At 55.8% G+C, this 20,143-nt stretch carries 14 protein-coding genes; 3 read left to right on the forward strand and 11 right to left on the reverse strand.

The genetic code is table 11. The annotated features are described in order from the left end of the window. Positions 1-15 precede the first annotated feature (15 nt). From PHC90_05705 to ligA, 4 genes are all read right to left on the reverse strand, one after another. Positions 16-471: a Mut7-C RNAse domain-containing protein gene (locus tag PHC90_05705; GenBank protein MDD3845840.1), complete on the reverse strand. Its 456-nt coding sequence runs from the start codon at positions 469-471 to the stop codon at positions 16-18. After that, complete coding sequence (locus PHC90_05710) at positions 468-1,724, reverse strand: amidohydrolase (protein MDD3845841.1); 1,257 nt, start codon at positions 1,722-1,724, stop codon at positions 468-470. Before PHC90_05710 ends, PHC90_05705 begins: the two co-directional genes overlap by 4 nt. Further along, positions 1,721-2,416: an MTAP family purine nucleoside phosphorylase gene (locus PHC90_05715; GenBank protein MDD3845842.1), complete on the reverse strand. Its 696-nt coding sequence runs from the start codon at positions 2,414-2,416 to the stop codon at positions 1,721-1,723. The genes PHC90_05710 and PHC90_05715 overlap by 4 nt, the downstream gene beginning before the upstream one ends. Before the next feature lie 76 nt (positions 2,417-2,492). Next, positions 2,493-4,622 carry an NAD-dependent DNA ligase LigA gene (gene ligA / locus PHC90_05720; GenBank protein ID MDD3845843.1) on the reverse strand — a complete coding sequence of 710 codons (2,130 nt, stop codon included), beginning with the start codon at positions 4,620-4,622 and terminating at the stop codon, positions 2,493-2,495. Between the two features lie 133 nt (positions 4,623-4,755). On the opposite strand from ligA, the gene secD reads away from it, so the two are divergent. The 3 genes from secD (at position 4,756) to PHC90_05735 (ending at position 9,652) form a co-directional block, all read left to right on the forward strand. Then, on the forward strand, positions 4,756-6,354 hold the full coding sequence (secD, locus tag PHC90_05725; GenBank protein ID MDD3845844.1) for a protein translocase subunit SecD: 1,599 nt from the start codon (positions 4,756-4,758) through the stop codon (positions 6,352-6,354). 10 nt (positions 6,355-6,364) lie between these two features. Further along, positions 6,365-7,267, forward strand: a complete 903-nt coding sequence (gene secF, locus PHC90_05730; GenBank protein ID MDD3845845.1) for a protein translocase subunit SecF — start codon at positions 6,365-6,367, stop codon at positions 7,265-7,267. Between the two features lie 81 nt (positions 7,268-7,348). Continuing rightward, the gene (locus tag PHC90_05735; protein ID MDD3845846.1) at positions 7,349-9,652 is read left to right on the forward strand and encodes a hypothetical protein; all 2,304 of its coding nucleotides are present in this window, start codon (positions 7,349-7,351) and stop codon (positions 9,650-9,652) included. Positions 9,653-9,680: 28 nt separating this feature from the next. Here PHC90_05735 and serS read toward each other — a convergent pair whose 3' ends face one another. The 7 genes from serS to PHC90_05770 all read right to left on the reverse strand — a co-directional run bounded on the left by serS (position 9,681) and on the right by PHC90_05770 (position 19,971). Next, entirely contained in the window at positions 9,681-10,949 is a 1,269-nt protein-coding gene (gene serS, locus PHC90_05740) for a serine--tRNA ligase (GenBank protein ID MDD3845847.1), read from the reverse strand. Then, the gene (locus PHC90_05745) at positions 10,950-11,522 is read right to left on the reverse strand and encodes a GerMN domain-containing protein (GenBank protein ID MDD3845848.1); all 573 of its coding nucleotides are present in this window, start codon (positions 11,520-11,522) and stop codon (positions 10,950-10,952) included. Continuing rightward, complete coding sequence (locus tag PHC90_05750; protein MDD3845849.1) at positions 11,519-12,085, reverse strand: cysteine hydrolase; 567 nt, start codon at positions 12,083-12,085, stop codon at positions 11,519-11,521. Before PHC90_05750 ends, PHC90_05745 begins: the two co-directional genes overlap by 4 nt. After that, on the reverse strand, positions 12,082-12,864 hold the full coding sequence (locus PHC90_05755; GenBank protein ID MDD3845850.1) for a TatD family hydrolase: 783 nt from the start codon (positions 12,862-12,864) through the stop codon (positions 12,082-12,084). Before PHC90_05755 ends, PHC90_05750 begins: the two co-directional genes overlap by 4 nt. A 126-nt stretch (positions 12,865-12,990) precedes the next feature. Then, positions 12,991-15,801, reverse strand: coding sequence for a PD-(D/E)XK nuclease family protein (locus PHC90_05760; GenBank protein MDD3845851.1), 2,811 nt, complete (start codon positions 15,799-15,801; stop codon positions 12,991-12,993). Next, complete coding sequence (locus tag PHC90_05765; GenBank protein MDD3845852.1) at positions 15,798-19,151, reverse strand: UvrD-helicase domain-containing protein; 3,354 nt, start codon at positions 19,149-19,151, stop codon at positions 15,798-15,800. The genes PHC90_05760 and PHC90_05765 overlap by 4 nt, the downstream gene beginning before the upstream one ends. A gap of 142 nt (positions 19,152-19,293) precedes the next feature. Beyond that, a complete protein-coding gene (locus tag PHC90_05770) occupies positions 19,294-19,971 on the reverse strand; it encodes a TMEM165/GDT1 family protein (protein MDD3845853.1) in 678 nt (225 codons plus the stop codon). Between the last annotated feature and the right edge of the window lie 172 nt (positions 19,972-20,143).

A 20,143-nucleotide genomic window follows, 5' to 3' on the forward strand; every position in this document is an offset into this window, starting at 1 on the left:
CTTGTGCCCGTTGGCTCATGAACCATCCGGTTCGATGAGCTTACCGATCCACTCATGCATCTCATGGGCATGGGAGCCCTCCCAGTACACTTTCCTGCAAGACGGGCAGGTCTTGAACCTGTCGTGGTGGTGATATATGTACTCGGGGACGAAGGGCTCGATCTTCTCTTTGGGCGCATCGACGAGGGGCGTGTTGCATTCGAGGCAGCGCGTCATGAACGCCGAGCGGTCAACGTGTTGTTCCACGATATCCCTTATCTCGAGGAGCTGTTTTTCGGGATTGTCATCGAGGACCACGACGGTGTGGGGGCGGGTGCCCCGGCCTTGTCTCCTTGTCAGAAAGAGGGATTCGACGGAGGGGGCGGGGAATGCCTCCAGGTCATCTCTGCGGCGGACGTAGCGGGTATCGAAGCCCAGGACCCTCAGGTAACGGGCAAGCTTTCCCAGCATGACATCGCAGATAAATATCATCTCTTGACGAGGTCGTGAGCCGCCTCGGCGGCCCGTGTCATGATCTCCTCTTCACCGGGAACGACGCGGTTTTCCATGAGAACCTCTCCCATGCAGATGACCGTGTCCACGGCAGAGCCGTTTGCGGCGTAAACCATATCGGAATGAATATCGAAATTGGGAACGAACTCCGGTCTTTTGAGGTCGATAAGGATAATGTCGGGGCTCAGGCCCTCCCTGATGGACCACTCGCCGAGACGGAAGATATCGGCGGCAGTCCGGGTGGCCATGTCGAAGGTCTGCCGTGCGGGCAGCATCGTCGGGTCCGATGTATGGAACTTTGCCAGGAGGGAGGCGAATTTCATCGTCTCCAGGACATCCAGGTGGTTGTTGGAGGCACACCCGTCTGTCCCAAAGCAGTAGGGTATACCGGCCTGCTGCATGAGACGGTGGGGAAAGACTCTTCCCACGGCAAGCTTCAGGTTGGAGACGGGCACATGGACGAGCCTCGCGTGGCGCGCCTTGAGGATATCGACGTCTGCCTCTTCAAGAGCGCAGCCGTGGCAGCCGATGTAGCGCTCGGAAAAGAGGCCGATGGAATCGAGGAACTCCACCGGGGACATTCCATATTGTTCCTGCGAGAAACGGGTCTCATCGGCAGTTTCCGCGAGGTGCATATGGATGAGGATGTCCTTCTCGGCGGAGAAATCGCGCATCCATTCGAGGCTGGCCCTGGACACCGTGTAGAGCGCGTGGGGACCGAAAGTGAAGGTCGCGTAAGGTTCATAGTTTCTCGAAAGGGCGTGGAGGTCGCGGTTCAGGGCTATCTGCTCGCGGCCCTTGCCTCCGTCGAACATGTCGATAAAGACGGCGCTGATGAATCCCCGTATCTTCATTTCATTGACGGCCCGGGCGGTTGCCTCCCAGTGCCAGTACATGTCGTTGAAGACGGTGACACCGTTCTTGATCATCTCCAGACAGGCAAGTTTTGCCCCCCGGTAGACATCATCTTCGGTGAGCTTCGATTCGAGGACCCATATCTTGTCCTCGAGCCAGGTCTTCAGCGGCATGTCGTCGGCATATCCCCGAAAGAGGGTCATCGCGGCATGGGTGTGGCCGTTTATGAGCGAGGGCAGGGCGGCCTTGCCGCTGCCGTCTATCGTCTTGTCGGCGGGACGGGTGCACAACGGAGAGATCTCGACGATGACGCCGCTGTCGATGAAGATGTCCCTGACGGCGCCGTCGAGGAGGACGCCCTTGATGAGGATCGTCACGAGAGGCCCCGCGTGATGAGGGCATTGAGGATGATCTCGATGGTTGTGAGGTTTCGTGATACGTTCGCCAGTATCTCGTCCATGGTCAGGGGCACCTCAACTATGCCATGGCAATAGTTATCAATGGAACAGATGCTGGCATAGGACAGGTCCATCTCCATGGCGAGGGTTGCCTCGGAGGCGAGCGTCATCCCGACGATGTCCCCGTAACCTTTGAGTATGCTGATCTCGGCCCGTGTCTCCAGTCTCGGCCCGATGGTCTGGACGTAGGTGCCGCCCATCCGCACCGCCATTGAGTGCTCCCTGCATGCCACGAACACCTCATGGGCAAAGTTCCCGTCCATCACGGGTATCATGAAACGCATCTCATCGTCGAAGAAGGTTTCGATGTGCCAGGGGGAGACGAAATCGTCGGGAACGAGGAGGGTGCCGGGTTCAAGGGAGAACCTGAGACTCCCCACGGAGTTGACGGCCACTATCCTGTTCACTCCCAGTTCCCTGAGGGCCGCGATGTTTGCCCGGTGCCGTATCCTGTGAGGGGGCAAGGGAGGGCTGCCGTGTCTCTGGACAAAGACGACTCCGTCCCCCTTTTTAACGGTGACGGTGCCAAAAGGGGTCTTTACCGCTTCCTCGGGCCAGCCGGAGAAGATCCGGCAGTCGATCAGTGATGTTCCTCCAAGTATCGCAAACATGGTTTCCAGCTATTCTTCTACAGGGAATGGCACGTTGAGTCAATAGAATTGTTAAAAGATACTGCTCACCGCTCCGCTAAGCCAGCATCTCCTCGAATTCCTGTTCCGTCAATATTTTCAGGCCTATCCGCCGGGCTTTGCCGAGCTTTGAGCCGGCCTCTTCGCCTGCCACGACGTAGCTGACCTTCTTGCTTACCGAGGAGGCCGTCCTGCCGCCGAGGTCTTCGACTTTTGCCCGGGCCTCGTCGCGCGACATGTTTGAAAGAGAGCCGGTGAAGACGAAGGTCAGGCCGGCGAGTTTCTTTGAGCCGCCCTGTTCATATTCCAATTCCATACCGGCGGCGAGGATCCTTCGTATCGTTTCACGGTTCTTCGCGTCCCGGAAGAAGGCGGTGATGCTGCTGGCGGCCTCGGGCCCGATCTCGGGTATGGCAAGAAGCAGCTGGGTGTCCGCCGACATGAGCTTTTCGATGGAATCGAAGCGCTCCGCCAGGAGGCCAGCCGCGTGTTCACCCACCTGCCGGATGCCGAGGGCATGCATGAACCTGGCAAAGGGCCTGCGCTTTGATGCCTCGATGGCGTCGATGATGTTCCCGGCGGACCTGTCGGCCATCCGCTCCAGCCCGGCGAGGGTTTCCTTCGTTATACAATCGTAGAGGTCCGCCACGTCGCGGATGATCTGCCTGTCGACGAGCTGTTCCACGAGCTTTGTCCCCAGGCCGTCGATGTCCATGGCCCGCTTTGAGACAAAATGCTCTATGCTCCTTTTGATCTGGGCGGGACAGCTTATGTTGACGCAGCGCCGTATGGCCTCGCCGGGGGGGCGCACCACGGCCTCGCCGCAGGCGGGGCATTTTTCAGGCATCGGGAAGGGCTCAGCACGGCCGGGTCTGCCGGCATCAAGGACCCTGACGACCTCGGGGATTACGTCGCCCGCCCGGGTGACGATGACCCTGTCTCCCACCCTGACGTCCTTTCGTGCTATCTCGTCCTCGTTGTGCAGAGTGGCCCGTGAGACCTCCACCCCGCCCACAATGACAGGCTCAAGGTGGGCCACGGGGGTGAGGGCACCCGTCCGCCCGACGCTGATATCGATTTTCTTGACCGTTGTCTCCTCTTCCACGGCCTCGAACTTGTAGGCGATCGCCCAGCGGGGCGAGCGCGAGACGTTTCCGAGGGCCGCCTGGTGATCGGTCCTGTTCACCTTGATGACGGTGCCGTCTATCTCGTAGGGGATCTCCTCCCTGATGGATCTGATGCGGTTGTACTGATCCACAACCTCTTCGATGGTGTGGCACAGCCGGGTCTTGTCGTTGACCCTGAATCCCCATTTCCCCAACTGCTCCAGGAAGTTCATGTGGGTGGTGAAGACCTCGCCCGTGATCTGGCCGGCGGCATAGCAGAAGATGCTGAGCTTCCTCGTCGCCGTGACCTTGGGGTCCAACTGGCGGATGGAGCCCGCCGCCGCGTTTCGGGGGTTCGCGAAGAGCGGTTCCCCTGTCAGTTCCCGCTCTCCGTTCAGGGCAAGGAATTCCTTTTTCCCCATGTAAACCTCTCCGCGCACTTCGAGACGTTCCGGCAATAGTGTGTTGCCATCGGCGCGAAGGCGAAGGGGTATAGCCCGTATCGTCCTCAAATTCTGCGTCACATCCTCGCCCACGTAGCCGTCCCCCCGTGTGGAACCCAGCGTGAAGACGCCGTTGACATAGACGAGCTCGACGGCAAGCCCGTCTATCTTCACCTCCATAGCATATTCGACGTCGCTCGTCCCGAGGAGCTTCGTGACGCGCTTATGGAAATCCCTGACCTCATCCTCGTCCATGGCGTTCTGGAGGCTCAGCATGGGAACCGTGTGGGGAACCGTTGTGAATGCGTCGAGGGGCCGTGAACCCACGCGTTGCGTCGGTGAATTGGGCTCGGCAAATTCCGGGTGCTCCGTCTCGAGGCGGGCGAGCTCCCGCAGGAGGCCGTCATATTCCCTGTCCGTCACCGCGGGGTCGTCGAGCACGTAATACCGGTGATTGTGGTATTCCAGTTCTTTCCTGAGATGCTCGATCCTTTTCTCGTCGTTTTCCCTGTCCATGGCCGCTTCCCGCATGCCCGGCGCCGGGCCGGAGCACATGTATGCAATGTGTGTATCATATCGCAGGTGCTCTTTTCGAGTCCAGATATTTGGATGTCTTCCCGGCACGATCATTGCCGGCATGAATACACCTGCAATTGCCCCTGCATGCTCGCCGCTTCGTCAAATTTGTCTTGACAAACAAGGGTTATGGTTATAATTTGGTTGTACTTTTTGAGCGAGTAGATTGTCGAATCCACCCTAATGAGGTTAATACGTGATTAAGTCACTGAAACTGAGATTTATTCTTATTGCCGTTTTTCTTGTCCTGTCGATCGTCTATTGTCTGCCCAATGTTGTCGAACTCGAGGGTGTTTGGAAGAAATATCTTCCCAGCGATAAGATACACCTCGGACTGGACCTCAAGGGCGGCATGCACCTGCTCCTTGAACTGGATACGTCGAAGCTCATGGACAACATCATGGACAGGCGGATGAATGCCCTCAAGGATGCAATGATCTCCGAAGGGGTGAGGTTCCTCGGCATCGAGAAGAAAGGGAACAGCATCGTTGTTTCCATCCGTCCAGACCAGAAGGAAAAGCTCTTCAACGTCGTGGGGAATAAATTTTCGGACCTCAAGGCAGGCATTGCCAAACCTGAAGGCGATCTTTTGAGCATGGAATTCCTTCTTCCTGAGAAAGAGCTTGCTTCTGTAAAGGAAAATGCGGTCAATCAGGCGCTGGAGACGATACGCAACAGGATAGACCAGTTTGGCGTGTCCGAGCCTGTCATCGTTAAGCAGGGGGAGAACCAGATACTGGTGCAGCTCCCGGGTGTCAGGGACCCCGAGAGGGCGTTGGAACTCATCGGCAGGACGGCGCAGCTCGAATTTAAGCTCGTCGACGAAGAGGCAACGGCCCGGGGCGGTGAACCGGGAGCCCTTTCCGTCGACAGCGAGGTCCTGAAGATCAGGTCGAAGAACAGGGAAACGGGCGTGGAGACGACGGCTCCCATCGTCCTTAAAAGGCAGGCGCTCCTGACAGGCGAACTTCTCACGGATGCCAGGATCAGCATGGGCAGCAGGGATATTGGAAGTGAAATAGCCGTTGGCCTCGAATTCGATTCCGAGGGAGCGAGGATCTTCGACAAGGTCACTGCGGAGAATGTCGGCAGGAGGCTTGCCATAGTTCTCGACAATACCGTCTATTCGGCCCCTCAGATCCGCGAAAGGATTTCCGGCGGCAAGGCTTCCATTACTGGCGGCTTTACCCTGGACGAGGCGAAGGACCTTGCCATTGTCCTTCGAGCAGGCGCCCTTCCGGCACCGGTAAAAGTGGTTCAGAACATCACCATAGGGCCAACACTTGGCCAGGACTCGATCAACAAGGGTTTTATGGCCACGTTGCTTGCGTCGATCTTTGTCGTCATATTCATGATCGTTTATTACCGTTATTCGGGTATCATCGCCAACTTTGCCCTCGCCCTTAATCTCATCTATCTCCTTGGCTTATTCACCGCCTTCAAGGCCACGATGACCCTTCCGGGCATAGCGGGCATTGCTCTGACCATAGGCATGGGCGTCGATTCCAACGTCCTTATCTTTGAGAGGATACGCGAGGAGCTGCGCCTGGGCAAGACGGTTCGCGCCGCGGTGGACGGCGGCTATGCCAAGGCATGGGTGGCCATATTCGACTCCCATATCACCACGCTTATTACGGCAGCTGTCCTGTTCATATTCGGAACAGGACCGATCAAAGGCTTTGCGATAACCCTTATCTTCGGTATGGTCATCAATCTCTTCACTGCGGTATTCGGATCGAAGACCATCTTTGACTGGATACTGACGAAGTACAAACCCAGAACACTGAGTATATGAGGCGGCGCCCATGATGGAGCTCATTAAAGATACGAAAATAGATTTCATCGCATTGAGGAAAAAGGCATTTATCATTTCGGGAATTCTTGTTGCCATAGGGATCTTCGCCTTTATCATGATCTCCCTTGGCAAGGCCAATCTGAGCATCGACTTCACAGGTGGCACGAATGTCCAGGTCAGGTTTGCCGAGAAGATGAGTATCGGCGAACTCAGGTCTGCCCTGACGGGCGGGGGGATAGGCGATGTGCAGATCCAGGAGGTCAGCGGGACGCGGGACTTCTTCATCAAGACCAAGCTCTCGGACACGGACAAGGAATCTGTTGCGGCGAAGATAACCTCCATCCTTTCGACACAGTTCAAGGGAGCGAAACTCGAGGTGCTGTCAAGCAACATGGTTGGCCCCGGTGTGGGACAATCGCTTAAAAAATACGCCATAATCGCCATTGTTCTCGCCCTTCTCGGCATTATCATCTACATCGCATGGAGGTTTACCTTCCTCTCCGGCATAGCGGCCACGATAGCCACTTTTCATGATGTTCTGGTCGTAGCGGGCGTCTTCTATCTTCTCAACAAGGAGTTCAATCTCCTTATTATTACGGCGCTGCTGACGATAGCCGGGTATTCTCTCCAGGACACGGTTATCGTGTTCGACCGCATCAGGGAAAATACGGGAAAGATGAAATCCCGCGACGATTTTGGCAATATCATCAATGTGAGCGTCAACGAGGTCCTTTCGAGAACCGTCGTTACCAGCCTCACAACGCTTATCTGTCTTGCCGCCATCATGGCATTCGGCGGTGAGGTGCTCTTCGATTTTGCGTTCGCCCTTTTCCTGGGTGTTATCGTAGGGACGTACTCTTCCGTCTTCGTGGCGAGCCCCATCGTATATGCATGGCGGCAGAGATATCGTTAACTGTCGGTTGACCGTCACCTGTCTATCTAAGATCGATATAGTGCAAAAGGCTTGCGAAGGTTTCCGGCGAGGAACACTCTGGTGAAGGCGAAGCTGGAAGATGTCCTTAGAGAAAAGGAAAGGGAGCTAAAGCTCTATCGAAGGTTCCTGGACCTCAGGGACTATTGTGAAAAGAGGCTTTTCCCGGGTATAAACGTCCCAATCGGGGAGCACGTGGAGAGCTTGAAGGGCATTATAGAGAAGCTCATCCCCGACCCGAAGGACCGCACCGAAGAGATGTTCTCCGGCGAGATCTTCGCCCTGCTCGGCACCATATATTTTCATGATCTCTCCCTGTTGAAGGAATTCGACTGGCCTCTCAATGGAGAGATTCTCAACGCCCGCGACATGGACGTAAAGGGCGTTTTTATGAATTACGAGATAGCGCGCCGTCTTGATATTCCAGAAGGGGCGGTGGAGGCCATCAATTCCCTCAGCTATGCCCATCTCGTCAAGAAGGTTCCCCTTGAGACAGAAATAACGGATAACAGCTCCAAGGCCCTAATACGGAACATGAAGGTGTTCGAATACCTTTTCAACTTTGCCCATCTTCTTGTCGATGTTTTTTTTACCGACCTGTCGCACAATCGGCTCAAGCGTTATAACGATCATGAACTTGCCTTGAGGCCGGGTGAAGCGGTGCTCGACATCGACAGCCGCGAAGGGATCATCTCCATTCACTATAACAGCAGGCTCCCTTACGAAGCGCACATGCTTGAGAGCGTCAAGCGGTATGTGGACAGCATGTTCGTGAGGTTCAAGAACCATGTCAACGGGAAGTTCGGTTTCCAGTACAGGGACCTCGTTTGGGTCGTCACGAGCGACTTTTACCATGATGAGGGCGATGTATTCAGCATACCGAAGTTCTCGCCGTACCTCGAGTTTGAGGGCATACCCATACAACGCTGGGATGAGGCATCCGTTATCCTCGACAGACTTTTTAACGAGGGTTCCGTTGTAGTGGCAGGGGGGGTCTCGACGGGCAAGACCACTTTGCTCACATCCTTTGTCCTGCCGCAGCTCACGGTTGTATACCAGAATGTGTATTACTGCGAGTTTTGGTCCCGTCCGACGAAGGAGCTGCGCGATGTGATAGGAAAGAGGCACAACATTCCCCGCGTCGACGATCTCGATATCATTTCACTGTGCAAGACGCTCCTCAATTCGGGGCCATGCTTCTTTGTCATCGACGGTCTGGAGAAGATCGTCCTGATGGACCAGGGAGAACGGGAAAAACTTGTGCGTTTTGTCGAATTCATGCTTACGGAGCCGGGCGCCTATTTTATACTCTGCGGTGAGAAGGAGACCTTCTTCGACTGGTACAGGGTATTTCAGGGCATGCACATATCCTCTCTGTACGAGTTGAAGGCATTCGAGAAGAGACTTCATGGATTCACGCCTGCCAGTCCCCGGAAGGCGGCAGGCAATGGGGACGTCCTGGCGCTGAGCGAGGAGTTCGCGAGGGGTGCAGCCGAGGAGATCGACGGCGTCGTGAGCGATTCCCTTAAAGGGATCGAGGACGATGGCGAACTGGCCCTCATCCTGTCTGTTTTTGTCGACCTCTCGGGACCGATCGTGAAACAATACGGCATTGACGATATACATAATGAGACGGCTGTTCCCCATGAGCGGATAGCCTTTATTGTCTGTTCCCTGAGGGACCGCGGGATTCTCCGCGAGATAGAGCACCGGGGAAGCTCCCGTTTTGTGCTCGCGAACAGGGTTCTCAGGGAACCCCTCTGGCGCATCTTCGACCTGGTGGAATTCGAGGAGAAGAAGATGCTTCGCAACATCCTGGGCAATTTCATCGTCAACGAGACATTTCTCGATGAAGAGACCCTCGACCTTGCAGAAAAATGGCAGAACCGTTTCGTGATGTCAAAGGAGGAGATGGGGATAACCCTGGCAAGCCTCGTCGCCCGCAAGAGAGACTGGAGAGCCCTTTTGGAGACGGCGAACAGGTATGAGCGGGGCATCGACATTCAGCCCATCCTCAAGTTCCTTTACAGCAAGAGCGAGGAGAAGAGAAGAAGCGCAATAAGCCTTCTCGTGGAGATACGCGACAAAGACATGATCAACCCCCTCCTCCTGCACCTGAAAGAAGAGAAGGTCCTCGAGATCAAGGACCTCGTCATCCAGGGCATCGGGCTTACCGGCAAGAAGAGAGCCATAATAGCTATCATGAATGCCTTGAAGGAGATAGGGGACACAGGTCTGAAGGTTCGGGCAATAGAGTTCTTCGAATCCCTCTTCGGCGAGAACTCCCACGACATCCTCAGCGAGATCAAAGAGATCGAGGAAGACCCTGCCATAACGAAAAAGATAGACGAACTCCTCAGGGGGTAAAGACGGCCTCAGGTCAAGAAGATCGTTTTTATCCTATTTTTTCTTTCCCGTGCATATAAGGTCTGAGCGCTTCGGGGATGGTTATTGTGCCGTCTGCGTTCTGGTAGTTTTCCATTACCGCCATGACCGTTCTGCCTATGGCGAGGCCGGAGCCGTTCAGGGTGTGGACGAGTTCCGTTTTTCCTCCCTGCCTGCGGAAGCGGATCTTTGCCCTGCGGGCCTGGAAATCGGTGAAGCAGCTGCATGATGATATCTCCCGGTAGATGTTTTGCCCGGGAAGCCAGACCTCGATATCATAGGTCTTGGCGGAGGAGAAGCCCAGGTCTCCCGTACAAAGGGCACTCACGCGGTAGTGGATATGGAGTTTCCTGAGGACGTCCTCGGCATCGAGAAGGAGACCCTCGAGTTCATCAAAGGAATTATCAGGCCGGGCGAACTTGACGAGTTCCACCTTGTTGAACTGATGCTGCCGCGTCAGGCCCCGGGTGTCCTTCCCGTGCGCCCCAGCCTCTTTGCGGAAACAAGGGGTATAGGACACGTACTTGATGGGGAGTTCATCCTCCTTGAGGATCTCGTCGGCATGGATATTGGTGACGGGCACCTCGGCGGTGGGGATCAGGAAGTAGTCGACACCCTCAAGATGAAAGAGTTCTTCCTCGAATTTAGGGAGCTGACCGGTGCCGGTCATCGAAGTGCGGTTGACCATGAAAGGAGGCAGCACCTCGGTGTATCCGTGCTCCCGTATGTGCAGGTCGAGCATGAAGTTGATGAGGGCCCTCTCAAGGAGCGCCCCCTGCGCCTTGTAGAGAGTGAAGCGGGACCCGGTGATCTTGGCGGCCCGTTTGAAGTCGAGGATGTCAAGGCCCTCGCCGAGGTCCCAATGGGCCTTCGGCTCAAAATCAAAGGAAGGCTTGTCACCCCAGGTTTTGACGACCTCGTTATCCTCGTCGTTCGTCCCGACGGGAACGGAAGCATCGGGAATATTGGGGATAATAAGAAGGAGCTGTTCCCATTCCTCTTCGACCGCCTTGAGGTCCTGTCCCGTCTCTTCGATCCTTCCGCCCAGCGAGCGCTGGTATTCTATCTTGTCCGAGGCCTCGCCGCCGGCTTTCCTCAGCTTTGCGATCTCGTTGGAAAGAGTGTTCTTTTCATTCTTCAATTTCTCCGATTCCTGGATGAGCCTGCGGCGCTTTTCGTCCAATTCGACCAGTTTACCGGCGTCGAAAGAAGCCTGTCTTCTTGCGAGGGCGGTCTTCACGGCCTCAATATTGTCGCGGATCATTCTTGGGTCGATCATTTAATCCTCCAGGATGTGAGAGTTGAATTCCATGGGTTTATAGGTATAAACGGTGCCGCTGATGGTGGAGAGGGCCTGGCCTCCGGCCAGGAGCTGCACGTTCTTCGCCTTTGTGAAGTTTGCCAGAAAGGAATTGACTATGGCATAGACCGTCTGTATCTCCATCAAGGGATCGAGCTTCAGGAGGGCTATGTCGGGCGTGAAATTGAGTATCAGGGTCCCGTCTGTATCGGATGCAAACTCGGTAAGGGAGAGGGTATCGGGAAGCACCTTGCCGTTCTTCAGCCCCAGTATGATCTCGTCGGCTGTTTCCTTGTCCGTCAGGGTGGTTTTGATGGGGAGGCTTTTCAGCTCCAGTTTTCCCGGCAGGGATGGGACGTAGATCTTCAGTTTGCCTGTTTCCTCGACGATGACAGTTTTGGGGGGGTGGGGCACCTTTACATATTTGAATGCAAAGAACCCCGCCGCCGCGACGGCAATGACAGCGAGTGCGATGATATAGGGAGTCCGGACGGGCCTTGCGTGGCCGCGAGGTTTCCCTTCGATATAGATGTCCTGTTTCTTCCTTCTCATCTTGTTTCTCGTTTGTACTCCTCAATGAGATTGCCCGATGTCATGATGCGGAAGATGGGATAGATGGCGGATTTGCGGAAGGCGTCAAGGAAGTTTTCGTGGATCTCTCTCTTGAAGGCGGCGCTCATGTCTTCGAGGATAATGGTGGCAAAGTCGTTGCATACGGCATCGAAAGCGGTTGCGAGGACGCAGAAATGCGTATTGATCCCGCCTACTGCCACCGTGTCGACGCCGAGTGTCCTCAGCGTCTGGTCCAGATCGGTCTTGAAAAAAGCGCTGAAGCGGCGCTTGTCGAGGATGATGTCGGACGCTTCGGGCTCCAGTTCGGAAAGGGGTTTTGTCCCCTGTGTTCCCCGGATGGCGTGGGGTTTCATGCGGCCCTTGAAAATGAAATCATTCTCCATGAAACTGTCGCAGGCAAAGATCACGGGGATGCCAAGCGTGCGGGCTGTTTTGAGGAAGTCCCTCACGACGGGAACGATCTTCTCTTCCTCCTTGATACCCTGGAGGGGCTTGCTGTAGTTTCCTTCGAGCATGTCGATAATGATAATGGCTGGTTTCATGATCTGTCCTTTTGTGGGTCCTTGAGGAATAAGGTGACGAAGTTATCGCGCATGAGCGCGGCCAGTTCCCCGGCCTCCATGCGGCGCTCCCTTGCGATGGCCTCGATGGTTATTTTCACGTAGGCGGGGACGTTTCGTTTCCCGCGATGGGGCACGGGGGTCAGGAAAGGCGCGTCAGTCTCAGCCAGGAGCCGATCAGCCGGGATGAACCGCACCACGTCCCTGAGGCCTCCGGCCGTTTTGTATGTGACGGTTCCGGGAATGGAGATGAAAAATCCCATGTCGAGGAACTCCTTCGCCGCTGCAAGATCATATGAATAACAGTGGATCACACCGTATCCGCCGGGATACTCGCTTTTAAGGATGTCAAGAGTCTCCTTTTTCGCCTCCCGGGAATGGACTATGATGGGCAGGCCCAGTTCCTGCGCCAGCGCGAGCTGCCTCACAAAGACCCTTTTCTGGACCTCCCGGGGAGAGTGATTCTTGAAGAGGTCGAGACCGACCTCCCCATACCCGACGATCTTCGGATGCCGTGCCGCCTGCCGGATGACACCCTCGACCCTGTCATCGAAATCCTTCGCGTTATGAGGATGAATGCCGATGGCCCCGTAGATGAAGGGATACCGGTCGATAAGCTCCCTTACCCTGCCGAAATAGGATTCTTCCGTCCCCACGGTGAGGATATATTCAAGCCCTTCATCAACACAATCCTTCACAACCTGTTCCAGATCCTTGTGGAAGTCTTCCATTTCAAGATGACAGTGGGAATCAACAAACATGGCTTTCTTATATCATATTAGCGAGGGCTCTTCAAAGGGATTGACCCCATGCGAGTTATATCCCGATGGTTTGAACATAGAACAATGGACTTGAAACCCAGAACCTGGGACCTGAAAGGCTACTCTTTAAACATGACACAGATCCCTTGCCGCACAGTCCATGCAGCGGGCGGTATCGAAGGCCTTGAAGGGCTCATTGGCGTCGAGCATATGCGATACCGTGGTTTCGATGCCCCGCGCGTAGGCACTGAGAAGGCGCTTGTTCTCGTCTTCGTCCCTGCTCTTGAAGAAGGTCTCTTCAGTGTTGCTGCCGAGCAGGATCAATTCGGCATCGATCCGTTCAACGGGTATGTTCCTCTGGTCGGAAAAAATGTGCATGTAGACGGGAAGCTGGAATGACGGGACGTGGTCGTGGATGGACAGGATGCGGCTGAAGTCCACTTTCTCCATGATCCTTGATGGATACTGTCTTGATGTGCCTGTCTTGTAGTCGAAGACGGTGTACTTGCCGGCCGTGGTGCGATCGACACGGTCGATCCGGCCGAAGAGGGTGACGGCGCTGCCATTTATCTTCAGGGACCCGCTGAACCTGTCCTCGAGAGATTCTATGACCACGGGTTCGCTCATCTTTCCAACATGGCGCTTCAGGAAGGAATCGAGCTTGTATGCGGCTATACGCTGGAACAGATAGAAGTCGCCGGACCCGGGAATGTCTTTGAAATGGATCTTCAATGCCCTTTGCAGGCTTTCCCGTATATCACTTTCGCTTTTCTTCGTCAGCTCAAAGCCAAGGAAAGGGCTGAATGTGTCCCTGAGGATCCGGTGAACGATGTTCCCGCGGTCGGTCGTCTCTATGTCTCCGGAAAAGGTCCGGCGCTCCTCGAGGCGCATGAGGCGGGTAAAATAGAAGAGCAGGGGACATCGCACATAGGTGTCGAGAGCGCTCGGAGACAGTCCCGCATGCTTCAGTGTGTGAAGGACGGCGCCCGTCTTTTCGATAACGGGGGGCGATATTTCCCTTTTCAGGTTGACAGTGAGGACCGTTTGACTCACGGGAATGGCATTGAGCCTTCCCTGCTTTTTTTCCTCCGCCCAGAGAATTTCCTCTATGTACCTGCTTCGCGCTCTGTCTTCAGCGCTGCGATACATGAGATGGACCTCTCCGGCGCTTCCGACGAGGCGGTAGAAATTGTACCTGTATATCGCTTCTGTGAATTCAGGGGATGGAATTCCCAGCGTCTCGAAAACACCAATGGGGACAACGGGATTGACCTCCCTTGGTCCCGGCAGGACGCCTTCGTTGACATCGAGGATGATGACCCGGTCAAAGGATATGTTCCTCGATTCGAGCATTCCGATGACCTCGAGTTCCTCGACGGGATGGGTGTCGAAGGGAAGGGCCGCGCTTCCCAGGTAATGAAGGGTTATATCGCAAAGAGCGCGTGTATTCTGTACCGGGTCGCCAGACAGCGGCGAAGAGCTGAAGAGTGAACCTCTGAGGGAGCCCAGGGCCCCGAAGACACTCTCGAAGATCGTGCCTGACAGGACATAAGAACGTACCGGTGTCTTGAGGAGTATCGTTTCGAGGGCCTCCTCCAGGGCGGCAGCAACATCCCTGATGGTGAGGATATTATCAAAATTCCTGAAAAAAAGCCGGTGTATCTCATGAAGCGCCCCGACGTGGTCTTCCTGCCCCGAAGGCGGTGTCCATTCCGCAGCCGCATCCTCTATCTGCTGGAGGGTGATGAGCGGCCGGCCGGCCAGAGAACTCGTTCCGGTTTCGCCCGACAGGGAGCGTTCAATATGCAAAAGAAGCCCCCGCAGGCCCGAATCGTTGTTGAGGTTCTTGATGAAGGGGTGAAGGATAACCGCCAGGTATTGCGCCGAAGGGTACTGCCCGTCGGACCTTCTCTCGAGGCGCGCGCCCAGAATGCTGCGCAGGAGGGTAAAGAAGGATGTCCTTTCTACGGGGTACCCAAGGGAGACGTTGCATCGCAGGTCCGTCCTGTCGACAACGAAGTTCAGGAGCGGGAAGAGGGAATCGGCCACGGGCAGGACGATAGCGGTCTTCTTCCGGGTGTCATCCTTGAGAATGCGGTATGTCGCGAGGACCTCCGCGTGGGTGTCGTGGCCTGCATGAATGTGAACCGTCGGGGAATGTCCGCCGGGGTCCCTGTACTCCACCGTTGCCTTGAGGTATGCAACAAGGTCTTTGAGCAGGGGCCACTCTTCCGGATCACCGCAGAGGAGGACCGTTGCAAGGCCCGTGTCCCAGAATGACCTGATCACCTTTCGCTCTCCCCCGGTGAGGCCGAAAAGCCCGGCAAAGATCACCCTGCGAAGGTCATCGGGAACATGGCGGCCTGTTTCCTCAACAGCCGCGATGTGCTTCGTGCCCCTTGTGAACCAGCGATCCTCGTTGAGGACCCGGTGAAATTCGGTCCTGATCAGCGAGATATTGGACAGGAGTTCGTTGACACTTTGCGGTACGTCGTAGCCGATGGATGCGTTCCTTTCCACGTTGACGAGGGCACCGTTGTCGATGCCTTCCATATCGAGCCTGTCGATGAAATTGAGAAGGTGTCTTCCCCAATGGAAAAAATCCCCGAATCCCTCCTTGCCGAAAGGATGATGATCGAAGACCTTCAGGGACCGTATCAGACCGAAGAGGATCCAGACGGCATCCGCGTGATCGATGTCCGTGAATGCCGGATTCCGCTTGCGGGCTATGTGATCGATGAACTCATCGAGGGAGAAAGACAGGGGCGGGAAGAAGGCCTTTCCCCCCGCAGCGGCCGCGAGCCGGGCCTTGAGATAAAGCGATGGGCGCTTTCCCGGAAACACAATGACGGTATTCTCGCCATCCTTTGTTTCGATGATGCCCGCGATCTCATCGATGAGGTCGGACGCGAAGGGAAGGGCACGAAGAACGCTCATATTTCGATGACCTCCCCTTCATCCACATAGAGAAGGAATTGCCTTACCACGCGTTCGGGGTAGATCTCGGAAAGGAGCTTTCCGTAGTGTCTTACCTGTTCGGCGTGGGAATCGGAGCGGATCTCCCCGGTCTTATAATCAACGACCTCGACCGTGTCCGGCCCTACGATGACCCGATCCATCTTGAAGGTATTGCCGCCGCCGTCCACTATCTCTTTCTCGTTATAGCAGACGAGACCCGGGTCTGTCTCAAAGAAGCGCCGAAAACCGGGATTGCCGAAGAAACCCTTCAGTGTCTGTTCGATCTCGCGGGCCGCATCCGCTATACCTTCGCGCATTGCAGCCGCCCGGGCGAGTGAAGTGATGAGCCTGTCGTCGACAGGCAGGGACCCGATAAGGGAAAGCGCCCGGTGCATGGCGTCACCTTTTCTGCGTGCCCTGACCGCATGCCGGCTGAGCCTTCCCGGATCGGAGATGCCGGTTTTCAGCTTTATGGCCCATGCCGACTCACCCTTGAAATCGCCGAAGACCGCAGGCTGGTCCCTGTCTTCCGTCCCGTCCTCGCCTCGCTCCCCGGCGGTCTTTGGCTGGCCCATAACGATCCCTCCATCGCCCGCGAAGGGCTTGAGCTCTTCCATCCCGAAGAGATGGTCGATGAGATGGTTTTTTTGTTTCTTCCTGTCGGTGAGAAAGATATACAATTCCTTCTCGGCACGCGTAAAGGCCACATAAAGGTTGTTGAGCTCATCGGCGAGGTAATCGCACTCCTTTTTCTGGTAGAGGGCGGCGAGTTCGGGCGATACCTCGACGTAATCCTTTTTCAGGTAAAAGAGCCTCAAACCATCACCGTCAGACTGGAAACATCGCTGTTTGTCCCGACCGGCTGATGAAGCGAATGCCGTCAGGGTCACGAAAGGAAGAATGACAACGGGAAACTGGAGCCCTTTTGCCTTGTGGATCGTGAGTACCCTGACGGCATTGAGAGAATCCGGTGTGGGAAGGAGAAAGGCCTTGTCGTCATCGCCCGGGCCGTACGAAGCGCCCTGTGCGGCTTGATCCGCAAGATCAATGAACCCCGCGATGGTATTATTGTCAGATCCCTCTCTTTCCTTCACCAGTTCCAGAAAATGCAGGAGATAAGGCACATCCTCGGGGAAACGGGCAAGTATCTCCCAGCGCTTAAAGAAGTTGATGACGAGGTCATAGAGGGGAAGGTAGCCCACCCGGTCAATGAACCCCGCGAATTCGTTTTCGAAGATGGCGGCGAAATCGGATCTGAATTCAAGGTGCAGAAATTCACGCCTCTCCGAAAGATACTTCCCTGAAAGCCATGCAGCCATTTGGGCCGCTTCGATGCCGTTCTTGGAGGCGAATATCCTTCCCGTAATGAATGACGCGAAGGAAAGATCGTCGTCGGGTTTATCCAGGAACGCAAGAAAGCAGAGGACTTCCCGGATGAGGGGATTATTCCTGATGCTCACCGTGTATTCCGATTCAACGCTGAGCCCCATGGACAAAAGGACCCGGACCACGGCCTTCGCCTCTGCTCTGGTCCTCACGAGAACGGCAAGGTCCCTCTCGCGAAAGACTCCCCGCGCCATGATCTCTTCAACGAGGCTTCGCAGCCTTGCTTCGACGATCTCCTCCACTTCATCGCTCGTGAAGGTGTCCCGCCTGTCGTCATCATCGCCTTCGACGGTGAGCTGTTCGATTGCCACCAGACCTGCGTCTCTCCTGGACTCCAGGAAAAGCTGCCGCGATGTTCCATAAGGCTCTACCAGCTTCTCGACGGACTCCGGCTGATGCCCGCGGAGGATCGATCCCGCAAGGAGCGCAAGGCGGCTTTTATCAAAAACCTCATTGTTGAATGCAACGATATGCTCGCCGCTGCGGTAGTTTGTGTTGAGATCGAGATTCCCTGCGGGGTACTGGTCCTTGTACCGGTCGGCTATCTCGTCGACAAGCTCCGGCCGTCCGCCGCGCCAGCGGTATATCGCCTGCTTTCTGTCGCCCACGAGGAAAAGACTCCCGCCGCGGCTCAGGGCCTCCTCTGCAAGGACCTCGATATTCTTCCATTGCAGGAGGCTCGTATCCTGAAATTCATCGAGAAGGAAATGAATGTAGCGCTCGGAAAGCGTGTAATAGATCTCGGGGACGAAGTCCCTGCGGCTGACGATATCCTGCAGAAGACGGTTGAGCTGTTCTATGGGAATGACGCGCCTGTAGTATGTGACCTCTCTCTGAAATACCTCCTTGAAGAAGGAATACACCTGCAGGTAGGGGATGAACTTCGATACCGCCAGGGCCTCGGCGTAGGTCCTGCGCATTTGGGTAACCGTGTTCCAGAGCTGTCTGTGGGCGGGGGATGGCTGACCGCTCCCCTTCTTAAGGCATTCCTCCAGGGAACGCTGGAAATAAACACTTGGCGACAGGGGGTTTCCCAGGGGGGCGGCGCATTTCTCGATGGCCTTGAGCGCGTTGGCAAGCAGCTTTACGCCGGTGTCCCCGGCAAGAGCTTCAAGAAGGCGCAATGCGCTATCGGCCATGCTCTTGCGGACCGCGGCGGTATTCACATACTCTCCGTCCCGGGGCATGATGAATTCCCTGTTCTCTTTCGCTTCTTCGGCCCACAGGGACGAAATGGCCGTTTTCAGCAGTTCCCTTGGAACCCAGCTTGCATGGTCCCCCTCAAGCTCTATGTAGCTGTCCAAAAAGGCGTCGAAGATGACCTGCGCCTGTCTGTCCTCTCCGGTCTTCTGCAGGCATTCACGCAAGGCGAGGTCGATGAGTGTATTCGTCTCCGTGGACACCTCGAAGTCCGGCGGCAGGTTGAGCTGCATTGCCGACGCCTTCAATGTGAGATTCACGAAGCTGTCGATGGTGCCAACGTTGAAATGGCCGAAATCCCTGAGCAGTTCCCCGAAGCGCTTGTCCATGGCTGTCCTGAGATAATCCCGCATTTTTTGCACGCGCCCGTCGTCATGTGAGGCGTTGTCCCCGGCAAGGCCGCCGACTCCTGCCTGTGAAAGGATGGCCGGATCGGACAGAACTGTCGTTATCCCCATCATAATGGCATCAAGGGGCTTGACGGGAGAATTATCGAATGGCAGGTCGAGGATAATGCGCTTCATCCAGTCCAGGATGCGGGCGCGCATCTCCTGCGCCGCCTTGTTGGTAAAGGTGATGGCGACGATATTCGCCATGCGCGTCTGGAGGGTTGCATCCGCCAGGGCGCCGGCAAGAAGGACCTTCAGATAATGCTCGGCCAGGCGATATGTTTTTCCTGAGCCTGCCGATGAACGGACGATGACTATCTGGGGAGCAGGTTCTATTGTCCTGTCATCGTCCATGGAGGGGTCAGTGGCAGTCCTGTTCCGTGGTGGCCATCGTCTTTGAACCGGTATTCATTCCTGTTGTACCCCTTGGAAGAGAAGTGCTTGCAGTGAAGGATATCATACAGCTTTTCGTGATGTCAAAGTGAGAAATTGGGCGTCATTCCTGTTCCCCGTCGGACTTTCCTGCTTTACCGTTGTTCATTCGGGCGATGAGAACAGTGAGGAGGACAATGAGCGTCAGCCCCGCCGCCACAGCGGGTGCTGTGAGCAGGTTCTTCGGCAGGTGCTCATAAAGGCCGATGACTCCGAAGAGCATGAAGGTGATAGCGGCGAACCATTTGACGAAACGCTCGGGGATCTTCTTGCCCAGCACGATCCCGATGATGATGCCAATGGCATCCGCGATCATCATCGCCGTGGTTGTTCCCAGCCAGACCACGATGATATCATTATTGTACTTCGTTGCCAGCGCCACGGTGGCGAGTTGGGTCTTGTCCCCCATCTCGGCGAGGAAGAAGGCGACGGCCACCGTCCAGAAGGGGCTGAAGTTGAACCGCCTGTCCTCTCCCTCCAGCGAGTCCCCCCGTATGGTCCAGAGGCCGAACAGTATGAATGAGGCGGAGGCCCCTATCTGGACGTACTGCATAGGGATGAACCTCGTGAGGTAGCTTCCGGCGACGACTGCGAGAAAGTGGTTGACGAGGGTCGCGGCAAATATTGCCCACAGTACCGTCTGCCAGCGATAGCGCGAAGCGAAGGCCATTGCCAGAAGTTGGGTCTTGTCCCCCATTTCGGCAAGAACGACAAAGATGACTGACGCCAGATATACGCCCATTCAAACCCCTCGAACAAAAGAACGAGACTCCTCAGCATGCGGCACATCACACGCCGAAGGTCTCGCTAATTGGCTTATCCCAAGCCAACGGCAGGACCAGGGTCGCCCCGGCATGTTGATCCTGCCTGTCCAGCTGTTCCCCTTCAAAAAAGAACGCTTGTTAAGTGTAGAC

It is taken from the genome of Syntrophorhabdaceae bacterium, from assembly GCA_028698615.1.
GTDB lineage: Bacteria > Desulfobacterota > Syntrophorhabdia > Syntrophorhabdales > Syntrophorhabdaceae > Delta-02.